8 protein-coding genes are annotated in these 11,578 nt (G+C 36.2%); 7 read left to right on the forward strand and 1 reads right to left on the reverse strand.

What is annotated here, in order from left to right; genetic code table 11:
* Positions 1 to 107: 107 nt before the first annotated feature.
* The 4 genes from ACE94K_RS08285 (at position 108) to ACE94K_RS08300 (ending at position 5,995) form a co-directional block, all read left to right on the forward strand.
* Entirely contained in the window at positions 108 to 896 is a 789-nt protein-coding gene (locus tag ACE94K_RS08285; RefSeq protein ID WP_378182667.1) for a universal stress protein, read from the forward strand.
* 80 nt (positions 897 to 976) lie between these two features.
* Positions 977 to 2,815: an SLC13 family permease gene (locus tag ACE94K_RS08290; RefSeq protein WP_378182670.1), complete on the forward strand. Its 1,839-nt coding sequence runs from the start codon at positions 977 to 979 to the stop codon at positions 2,813 to 2,815.
* Positions 2,816 to 2,878: 63 nt separating this feature from the next.
* Positions 2,879 to 4,504 carry a phosphoenolpyruvate carboxykinase (ATP) gene (gene pckA / locus ACE94K_RS08295; protein WP_378182673.1) on the forward strand — a complete coding sequence of 542 codons (1,626 nt, stop codon included), beginning with the start codon at positions 2,879 to 2,881 and terminating at the stop codon, positions 4,502 to 4,504.
* A 159-nt stretch (positions 4,505 to 4,663) separates the two neighbouring features.
* Positions 4,664 to 5,995 (forward strand): hypothetical protein, encoded by a 1,332-nt coding sequence (locus tag ACE94K_RS08300; RefSeq protein WP_378182676.1) that lies wholly within the window; start codon positions 4,664 to 4,666, stop codon positions 5,993 to 5,995.
* 41 nt (positions 5,996 to 6,036) lie between these two features.
* Here ACE94K_RS08300 and nhaA read toward each other — a convergent pair whose 3' ends face one another.
* Positions 6,037 to 7,416 carry a Na+/H+ antiporter NhaA gene (gene nhaA / locus ACE94K_RS08305; protein WP_378182680.1) on the reverse strand — a complete coding sequence of 460 codons (1,380 nt, stop codon included), beginning with the start codon at positions 7,414 to 7,416 and terminating at the stop codon, positions 6,037 to 6,039.
* A 258-nt stretch (positions 7,417 to 7,674) separates the two neighbouring features.
* On the opposite strand from nhaA, the gene ACE94K_RS08310 reads away from it, so the two are divergent.
* From ACE94K_RS08310 to ACE94K_RS08320, 3 genes are read left to right on the forward strand one after another with little or no spacing between them, the layout of a single operon-like run.
* A complete protein-coding gene (locus ACE94K_RS08310; protein WP_378182683.1) occupies positions 7,675 to 8,964 on the forward strand; it encodes an alginate export family protein in 1,290 nt (429 codons plus the stop codon).
* A gap of 42 nt (positions 8,965 to 9,006) precedes the next feature.
* Positions 9,007 to 9,246 (forward strand): hypothetical protein, encoded by a 240-nt coding sequence (locus ACE94K_RS08315; protein ID WP_378182686.1) that lies wholly within the window; start codon positions 9,007 to 9,009, stop codon positions 9,244 to 9,246.
* A 4-nt stretch (positions 9,247 to 9,250) separates the two neighbouring features.
* Positions 9,251 to 11,578: a molybdopterin-dependent oxidoreductase gene (locus tag ACE94K_RS08320; protein WP_378182689.1), complete on the forward strand. Its 2,328-nt coding sequence runs from the start codon at positions 9,251 to 9,253 to the stop codon at positions 11,576 to 11,578.

The following is an 11,578-nucleotide window of genomic DNA, read 5'->3' on the forward strand; positions in this document are numbered from 1 at the left end:
TAAAAGCTGATAAATGTCATTTTTTACCTTTAGTAATAAGCTAACCTTTGTAGTATAAAACCAACGAACCGGGATAACCACTAGATCCTAAAACTAAAAAAAAGATTATGAAAGATATCACTAAAATTATTGTTCCTTTCGACCAATCCGCCACCACAGAAAGTGCTTTAGCCTATGCAATAAACTTTGCAGGAGATGACAAGTCAATTGAGATTTTATTGACTCATATTACGGATATGTCAGAAGATACTTCTATTCATAATACGTTGGATGAAACAATTACAAAAATTAAAAAAGACAATCCATATTTTAGAGGCACGATTAAATCAGTAATAAAATCAGGAGATCTGATAGATAATATTCTAGAAACGCAAAAAGAGTTTCAAGCTGATTTGGTTATTATGGGTACTAAAGGAGCTGAAGATGAATCAGCTACTACCAATACTTCTAGACTAACATTGGAAGCAGATTTTCCTGTTATTGCGATTCCTGAAAACATCAAAGAATTCGGAGTTAAAAAAATAGCATTAATACTGGGTCAAAAAGAGATAGAAGATGCAAAAGTTCTGGGAACCTTATTGGATGTAGCAAGACGTTTTCACGCACAAGTTCATGTGTTAACTATTTGTAATGAGAATGGATGCTATGGATATACTCCTGCTGATGAGAAAAATGAAAATGCGATAGAATACTATCTAGAGAATTTCTATTCACATCATACATTTCAAGAGAATACTGATATTGAGAAAGGGATCTTTGAATATATAAAAGAAAAAGAAATTGATTTATTGGCAATTTTACCAAGAAATCATGCTAAAAAGAATGGGCCTTCTGAAGGAAGGTTAACTAAATTATTAACACTACATACAGAAATTCCTCTTTTGACAATTGATTAAAATTCAGACTGAAATTTTAAGTTAAAGCTTATCAAAAGCTTTTTAATCACTGAATAATCAACATCAAAAAAGAGATTGAGATGTATATAATGTTAATCATTTTTGTGATAACAATTGGTTTATTTATTTGGGGTAAATATCCCCCCGATGTCGTAGCCTTGTTATCGATGCTTAGCCTGTATTTGACAGGCGTTCTGGATGTTACAGAAACTTTTAGTGGTTTTAGTAACACCACGGTAATCATGATTGCTGCCCTTTTTATCATAGGAGAAGGATTGTCTCAAACAGGGTGGACAGCGCTGGCAGGCAACAAGTTCATACAATGGGCAGGAAAAAGTGTTCCAAAATTATTAATAATTGTAACCCTTGGATCAGGAGTATTGTCTGGATTTGTAAGTAATACGGGTACAGTGGCCACGTTACTTCCGGTTACAATTTCTGCAGCTTGGAATATAGGAACATTGCCTTCAAAATTATTAATGCCGGTAGCATTTGGATCCAATACTGGTGGACTACTTACTTTAACTGGTACCCCGCCAAATATCATTGCTAGCAATGCTTTGATAGAACAAGGATTTACCGGTTTTTCGTTCTTTGAATTTGGTTTGATAGGGTTGCCACTATTGATCATAGCGATCATTTACTTTCGATACTTCGGATATAAATTGTTGCCTAGTTACAAAACCCGGAATAAACCTGTAAATATTGACTCCGAACTGCATAAGTGGATTGAAGCGTATCGCGTAGATCAGAATTACTTCAGATTACGTGTCCGCTCTATTTCACCTTTATTAGGAACCAAAATAAAAGATTGGGATTTTGAAGAAAAATACAATATTTCGATCATTCGCTTGAAACGAAGGCATCCAAATTTATTCCAAAAAAACCCGGCATTTATTGAGTTTCCAGATGAAGATACCGAGTTTAAGTATCACGATATCATTACCGTAAAAGGTGAAACCGAAGCGATCAATAAAATAATGATTGAATTCAGGTTAGGGTTGTGGAGATTAGATCCGATTGAGGAAGAATTAAAAAATAATTTGATCAATCAGGAAGTAGGTATGGCAGAGGTGATAGTAACTCCTAAGTCTCTATTTGTAGGAAGAAAAATCAAGATTGGAGATTATTTCGAGAGATTCAAAATTCAATTATTGGGGGCTTCTAGAAATAATGAGCCTTTAGAGGATAAAGAAATTAAGGTGAAAGCAGGTGATGCATTTTTAATCAGAGGATCTTGGGAAAATATAGGTGATTTAAAGGAGATGTACGAGAATTTGGTCATTTGCGGAAGCCCCGAAGGAATGGCTAAAAATGTTGAAAACCTTACACCTAGATCATTCATTGCCTTAGGAACATTGGTTTTAATGATTGTACTACTTGTATTTAAAATTGTTCCTGGAGCGATAGCTGCTCTGATTTGTGCAGGCATTACGTTGATTACCGGATGTGTTCCTATTAACAAAGCTTATAAAGGAATCAGCTGGACTAGTGTGATCATGATTGCGGCTATGATACCTATGGGTATTGCATTACAGAAAACAGGTGCTGCCCAACTGGCTGCGGATGGTTTGGTAAAATATTTGGGGGCCATCCATCCAATAGCACTGTTAGGAGGTGTGTTTTTATTGACAACCACATTTAGTCAAACAATCAATAATTCTGCTACAGCAGTATTAATGGCTCCTATAGCAATACTAGCTGCTACCAATTTGGGGATCTCCCCAAAACCAATAATGATTACTGTGGCGATAAGTGCATCTACGGCATTTCTTACACCTGTAGGAACTACAACCAATGCTATGGTACTGTCGGCAGGAGGTTATAAGTTTCTTGATTATGTAAAAGTAGGAGCGCCTTTATTGTTATTGTTTTTTATAGTAACCCTTTTATTAGTGCCAGTCATATGGCCCTTTTAACCCAGTTTATGCATTATAAACGGGTGTAACCAACATAGTATTAAAATTTAAATTATTTAGAAAATGGAAAATGTATTAAACGCAAATGTCAATCTAGAGAAATATGGATTAAAAGACACTACGGTCCATTACAACCTTTCTCCAGAAAAACTACAGGAAATTACCATCGAAAAAGGAATGGGTAGAGAAACTTCTAATGGTACACTCGCTATCAACACCGGTAAATTTACAGGAAGATCTCCAAAAGACCGTTTCTTAGTAAAAGATGACTACACCAAAGATAAGGTTTGGTGGGGAAAAACTAATAAACCTATCGATCCGGATAAGTTTGATCTTTTACAAGATGAGATTATTAACTACATGTCTGGGAAAGAGCTATATGTAAGAGATGCCTATGTATGTGCGGATCCCGAATATAAAATGAATGTACGTACGATCACAGAATATCCTTGGTCTAATATGTTTATTTATAATATGTTCTTACGTTTTGAGGAATCTGAACTGGAGAATTTTGAAGAAGAGTGGTTGGTATTATGTGCTCCCGGATATGAGGCAAAAGATCCAGCTGCCTACGGAATCAGACAAGCAAACTTCTCTATCCTTAACTTTACCAAAAAAATCGCACTAGTAGGAGGTTCTGCATATACAGGAGAAATGAAAAAAGGAATTTTCTCTGCATTAAATATGATTCTTCCTGTTGAAAAAAATGTATTACCAATGCACTGTTCTGCAAATGTGGGAGAAATGGGAGATACCGCTATTTTCTTTGGATTATCAGGAACAGGAAAAACAACTTTATCTGCGGATCCCGATCGTAAACTCATCGGAGATGATGAACACGGATGGACTGCAGAAAATACAATCTTTAATTTTGAAGGAGGGTGTTATGCAAAAGTAATCGACCTAACAGAAGAAAAAGAACCAGACATTTATAGAGCTATTAAACCCGGAGCCATATTAGAAAATGTAGTTTTCAAAGAAAATGGAGAAGTGGATTTTGAAGATAGCTCTATCACTCAGAATACTCGTGTAAGTTATCCAATTTATCATATTGATAATATACAAGAACCATCCTATGCAAAGAATCCTAAGAATATTTTCTTTCTTACTTGTGATGCATTTGGGGTATTACCTCCGGTATCTAAACTAACTCCCGGTCAAGCTGCATATCATTTTATTTCTGGTTATACCGCTAAAGTAGCAGGGACAGAAGCTGGAATTACAGAGCCGGTTCCATCATTCTCTGCTTGTTTTGGAGAACCTTTTATGCCATTGCATCCAACAGTGTATGCAGAAATGTTGAGTAAAAAAATGGAGGAGGCTAATGTAAATGTTTGGTTGATCAATACAGGATGGAGTGGAGGTCCTTACGGAGTAGGATCTCGTATACGATTAAGACATACAAGAGCGATGATCTCAGCAATTCTGGAAGGAAAATTAAATAAAGTCAATTTTGAGCAGCACCCAATTTTTGGTCTTTTTATACCAGAATATTGTCCAGGGGTACCTACAGAAATTTTGGATCCAATGAATACCTGGTCTCAAAAAGGAGCTTATATAAGTAAAGCAATACAATTAGCTCATTCTTTCCATCTTAATTTTGAAAAGTTTGCCAATCAAGCTTCTCAGCAAATTATAGAAGGAGGACCGCTAATTGATGAGCACCACCACTTAAGTGAGCACATTTAATACAGAACATTCGTTAACACTTAAATACTAATTTTCTAAATACTGTCAGAAGAGTGTCCCGCAAAATTGGGGACACTCCTGATGGCGGTATCAGTGTGACACTGTTCATTCACTATTTTCCAACAAAACCACCACGGCCCTAACCAGGCACATTATTACATGATTTATAAAAAAACAATTCCTGTTTTAATAGGAATCATTCTCCTCTTTTCTCAATATTCCATTTCACAGGAACAACAAACGACCCCTTTTAGGAATAAACCGCTACAATGGTATTTAAATGATGACAATACTCGATGGCTGGGATTACATACATACCTTCAGTTATGGGGAAGAGTCAATCAGAATAATCCGGGAAGCACGGTTTCCGAAGAATTACAAAATACAACAACAGATATTTCTTTACGTCGGTTTCGATTAGCAATCAAAGGACAACTTACAGAAAAACTGTTTGTCTATACGCAAGTAGGAACCAATAACTTGAATTATTTATCTGGGAGAGAAACTACTATAAAACTCTTAGATGCATATGCCGAGTATAGTTTTTCAGATAAACTAACGATTGGTGGAGGTAAATCTTTATGGAATGGATTATCTCGTTTTTCTGCTCCTAATACATCAAATTTGATGATAATGGATGTTCCGTTTTTGGCGCTCCCTACCGTAAATACGACAGATGATCTATTGCGAAACCTGAGTATTTATACCAAAGGTAAAATTCATAATGTAGATTATCGTTTTATCCTTTCTAAACCATTTCCTATTCAGAATGAAATTGAACCGGCAGAAGGGATCGCAGAATTTGCGAATACTCACGCTGATTTGCAATATGCCGGATACATAAAATATGAATTTTTGCAACCTGAAAGCAATAAATACGCTTCCCACCGTGGAACATATTTAGGAAAAAAAGCGGTTTTAAATATTGGGTTTGGATTTAAGTATCAACAGGATGCTTTGTGTTCTTTAAATGGAGGAGAAGAGAAGTTTCACGATATGAATTTACTGGCAGCAGATGCATTTATGGATGTACCTATTAATAGAGAGAAAGGGACAGCACTAAGTGCTTATGTAGGATTCTTTGAGTATGATTTTGGACCCAATTACATACGCTCGATTGGGGCTAATAACCCAACGAATGGATTGAATCCTGAAAGTACTTCATTTAATGGGAAAGGCAATTCTTATCCTGTTATAGGAACCGGAACTTCAGTACTTTATCAAATGGGATACTTGTTAGGCGGAATAGGAAAAAACCGAGATAAAGGAAAACTACAACCGTATGCCAGAATTCAATATTCTGATTTTGATCGTTTAGATGATCCTATGATTTCTTACGATATAGGGATCAACTATTTTCTAAACGGACACTTATCCAAATTTACCTTGAATGCACAAAATCGACCCGTTTTTTTTGATATTGGAAACACTATTGAAAAAGGAGATCGAAAGTGGATGTTCGTATTGCAATATCAGTTTAGAATACAGTAAAATAATCTATTTCCAGCATCTGTACCAGAAAGAGTTTATAACTATTTATTTGGTAATAATTCTATTGGGTTTTCTAACAGTTCGATAGACTCCTCTTCATCATATTGATTGATTTTTTTGGTATTTAGGCTTAACCAAAGTATACCGGCAACTGCAGAAAGGAATGATCCTAATATAACGCCAATTTTCGCGTGTTGTAATAGTACCTCATTTGTGAATGCCAATTCTGCGATAAACAAGGACATCGTAAAGCCGATACCTCCAAACAAACCGATTCCCCCCATCTTCTTCCAGTTCGTAAGACCAGGTAAACGTGCCTGAGCAAAAGTGGTTGCGATATATGAAAAACCAACAATTCCCAGTAATTTCCCGATAAATAGAGCAATAATAATACCGTAGCAAACAGGATGGAATATGAGATCTAAGATGTCTCCTTCAATTTTTACACCTGCATTTGCTAATGCAAATAAAGGAAGGACTGTGAAATTAATGAAGGGTGCGATTTTCCGTTCTAAATGTTGAAGAGGTGTCAGCGCATCCTTACTCGATGCGATCACTTTTTCAATTACATTAAGGTGTTGAATACTCAGTAGAGAACTGTCTTCTTTCCAAATCAAATTAAACTTAGTAACATATAATTTTAGTTTTTCTTTATACTTTCCTTCGGTTAGTTTAGTACGACCAGGAATGGTAAACGCAGCTAAAACACCCGCTAGTGTTGCATGCACACCAGAAAAAAGTAATGAGATCCAAAGACCGGGAATTCCAACAAGGATATAAAACCAAATACTTCGTATTCCAATAATATTTCCGATTCCCATAATTAGGAAACAAATACCACCGATTAGAAGATTATTAAATTCTATATGAGGAGTCAGAAAAATAGCAATCACTAGTATAGCTCCTATATCGTCTATGGTTGCTAGTGCGGTGAGAAAAGTTTTGAGCTGGGTAGAAACTCTACAAGACACTAAAGAAATTAGACCTAAAGAAAAGGCAATGTCTGTTGCCATAGCGATTCCCCAGCCATCAGAAGCTTCCCCCGTATTATTGATCAATAAAAATATAATGACAGGAACAATCATCCCACCTAAAGCTCCAAAAATTGGAAGCGACGCACTTTTTAAAGAAGAAAGTTCTCCATTAATGATTTCTTTTTTGATTTCTAATCCAACTAAGAAAAAGAAAAGAGCCATAAGTCCATCGTTAATCCAATGATGAAGTGAATTTTTTATAGGAGCGTTTTCAAAACCAACAACAAATTTAGTCTCGAACAAATGAAAATAAGAATCGCTCCAAGGTGAGTTTGCCCAAACCATCGCAATAATGACCATAGTAACAAGCAAAAACCCTAGAGAGGAATCTTTAGAAAACCAATTAGTAACGGTTCCTTCGATTTTAGAAGCAATTGATTCTTTCATTGGGTATTCAATTTATAAATTTTTGTCAAGATGAGGTCCTCGATCTATATAAAATCATCTATTGGATTCTTTAGAATAACTAGCTCTTCTTAAATAGTTTAAGAAAATTTCATAATTGTAAAGTGATTGTTAAGATTCTTCGGATTAGAATTATTTTAGAAGATTATTAATTAATATATGTTTAACAAATGACGAAAGTCATATTTTCTCAAAAATTATAGAACAACATTTGTATACTACCAATAAATAGTCTCTTTTATGAAAATAGTAAAATGCTTACCTGTTCTATTTTTAATCTTTTTCACCAACAATTTATTTTCTCAACTTACCATCGATGCCGATCTAAGAACTCGGTTCGAATACAGGCACGGTTTCAATAACTTGTTTCCGGATGACGCGGATCCTGCAGCCTTTGTTACGCAACGTACCAGATTGAATATCGGTTATGCACAAGAAAGACTAAAGCTATTTGTTAGCGTTCAGGATGTGAGTACTTGGGGAGACACACGCCAGATATTAATAAGCGATGGTAATGATTCTTTTTCATTATTCCAGGCGTGGGCACAAGTATTTCTGAATGAAAAATGGTCTCTAAAAGCCGGGAGACAAGTTATCTCTTATGATGATGAGCGAATTTTTGGAGAGCTCGATTGGGCTATGCAAGGACGTTTTCACGATGCTGCTTTGATAAAATACAATAATAATACGTTCAAGGCAGATGTAGGCGCAGCCTTCAGTCAGCAAGGACAAGCTAATGAAGGAACCGGATTTACAATTCAGGGATTTTTTACCTACAAGGCCCTGCAATATGCCTATTTAAAGAAATCCTGGGAAAAATCTTCAGCTAGTTTTTTATTCCTTAACACCGGATTCCAAAAATTCACAGGAGTTAATAACGACGAACCTGATGGAACATTCTATAGGCATACAGCGGGTTCTTATTTTAAGTTTCCTATTAGTAAAGTGAATCTTGCAGGTAGCGCTTATTATCAATTTGGAAAAGCAGATGGTGATACAGATCTGAGTGCATACCAGATCGCTTTGGAAGCTACTTATAAACCTGGTAATATTTTGTATGGGTTAGGAATTGAGGTATTAAGTGGTACAGATCAGGATGGTGATAGTAAAAACAAATCTTTCTTCCCGCTTTATGGTACGAATCATAAATTTAATGGATTTATGGACTACTTCTATGTGGGTAATCACGTTGATAATGTAGGGCTGAATGATGTGTATGCTAAATTCGTTTTTAAAACCGGATCAGCATCAAGCTTATTACTAAAAGGACATTACTTTATGGCGAATGCAGATCTAACCGGAGACGAAGATAAATATCTGGGAACAGAGGTAGATGTTGTTTTTACAAAGAAAATCATAAAAAATGTAAAGCTGAACCTTGGATATTCTCATATGTTCGCTTCCGAAAGCATGAGTCTTATCAAAGGAGGAAGACCTAATGATAATACCAACAACTGGGCTTGGGCTCAATTGATTATTAACCCAAATCTTTTTACAACAGATTTTAAAAAGAATAAAGCGGAGAATTAATATGAATCAAGTGATAACAAAAGAAGCTTTAAACTGAACAATATGCCAATCAAAAGTTATTTAGCACATCCACATACAGGTAAAAAAAATGAACTTATTGAAACATTATCTAAAATGGATCAATGCGAAGTAATGCCTGCTCAAAATAAAGACATCCTCATCTTAATCACAGAGACAGAGAACAAATCCGAAGAAGCCATTCTGAAGGAAAAATTGGAAAAGATAGAAAGCTTGAAATTACTGGCAATGGTATCTGGATTTAATACACCTCAAAACAATTAGTACTATGTATACATCTCTAACCAATAGAAGAAGTTTTATCCGAAAAATGGCAATGTTGTCTGCAATGACGGCAGCCGCGACTATGTTTCCCGGAATTTTGTTTGCTGATGAACAAGAAAAAGGAATTCCAAACAGCGCTAATTTAGATTGGAAAAAAGCACCTTGTCGATTTTGCGGAGTAGGTTGTGGTGTATTAGTCGGTACTGAAAATGGAAAAGCAGTGGCGGTAAAAGGAGATCCAAAATCTCCCGTAAATAAAGGTCTTTGCTGTGTAAAGGGATATCATTCTATCATGGCATTGTATGGGAAAGATCGTTTAACAAAACCTTTGGTGAAGAAGAATGGCAAGTATGTAGAAACTTCTATGGAAGAAGCGCTGGATCTTGTCGCTTCTAAAATGCAAGAAACGATCAAAGATCACGGTAAAGATGCCGTGTCAATCTACGGATCCGGTCAATGGACAATTCCGGATGGATATGCAGCTTCTAAACTTTTCAAAGGATGTATCGGAACCAATAATGTAGAGGCCAATGCACGTTTATGTATGGCGAGCGCGGTAACAGGCTTTTTAACTTCTTTTGGAATCGATGAACCTATGGGATGTTATGAAGATATTGATCACGCTGATGTATTCTTTCTTTGGGGGAATAATATGGCCGAAATGCACCCGGTATTATTCTCAAGATTATTGGATCAACGTCTGAAGAGAGGAGTGAAAATTATAGATTTTGCAACGCGTACAACCAGAACCAGTATGGCTGCTGATAAGTCCATCTTATTTTTACCGCAAACAGATCTGGCAGTAGCGAATGCGATCTGTTATGAGATTATTAAAAACGGTTGGGTGAATAAATCGTTTGTTGAAAAGCACTGTAATTTCAGCAAGGGACTTACTAACATGGGATATGGACTAGAAGACAATTATAAGTTCAATGACAAACCTGAGAAGATTGATTTTGCAGCTTATAAAAAATTCTTAGAAGATTATTCTCCGGAAAAAGTTGAGAAAATGTCCGGAGTATCCGCTAAGGATATAAAATATATGGCAGCGTTTTACGGTGACCCTAACAAAAAGGTAATGTCACTTTGGTGTATGGGAATGAACCAACATTCACGTGGTACCTGGATTAATAATTTAGTATACAATATTCACTTACTAACCGGAAAAATTTCTACTCCTGGTAATAGTCCATTTTCACTAACGGGACAACCTAGTGCTTGTGGTACAGTAAGAGAAGTGGGAACATTAACTCATAAATTACCACACGGTGTGGTGATGAATAAAAAACACAGAGAGTTTGCTGCCAAAATATGGGATGTTCCGGTAGGAAATATTGATCCTAAACCAACCTATCACACGGTAGAAATGTTTCGGGCGCTGGACAGAGGAGATATCCGTTTTATGTGGATACAGGTGACTAATCCAATGGTAACTATGCCCAAGCTAAAGCGCTACCGAGATGGTGCCAAAAAAGAAGGACGTTTTATTGTAGTTTCGGATATATACCCAACACCTACCACAGATATAGCAGATGTAATCTTACCATCTGCGATGTGGATCGAAAGAGAAGGACTTTACGGAAATTCTGAAAGAAGAACGCAACATTTTGAACAAATGGTAAATCCTCCTGGTGAAGCTATGAGTGATACCTGGCAAATTGTAGAAGTTGCAAAGCGTATGGGATATGAAAAGCAATTCTATTACAAAGAAGAAACACATATAGAAGAAATTTATACAGAATATCGTAAGCATCATGACAACAAGAAACACAATATGGCTCCTTTAGAAGTACTTAAATCAGAGTCGGGAGTATTGTGGCCTTATGTTGATGGAAAATCTACTAAATGGAGATTTAATGCCAAATATGATCCGGCTTGTAGTAATGGAGAAGATTTTCATTTTTACGGAAAACCTGACGGAAAAGCGGTTATATGGCAACGACCCTATGAACCCGCTGCAGAAGAACCGGATAATGAATATCCATATTGGTTAAATACAGGTCGTGTAGTAGAACATTGGCACACTGGATCTATGACTCGTAGAATTCCTGTGTTGCATAAAGCGATGCCACACGCCTATGTAGAATTACATCCAGAAGATGCTAAACGCATGCAGATTAAAACAGGAGATAATGTAAAACTGACCACCAGACGCGGAGAAATTGTATTGCCAGCCTCTATCAATGAAAGAGGAGTGCCGGCACCGATGCAGGTTTTTGTGCCATTCTTTGATGAAAACTTGCTGATTAATGACATCACATTAGATTCTTTTTGTCCGATTTCTAAAGAACCTGATTATAAAAAATGTGCAGTTAAAGTAGAAAAAGCCTAA

Origin of the sequence: Aquimarina besae, assembly GCF_042434905.1 — a bacterium.
Taxonomy (GTDB): domain Bacteria; phylum Bacteroidota; class Bacteroidia; order Flavobacteriales; family Flavobacteriaceae; genus Aquimarina.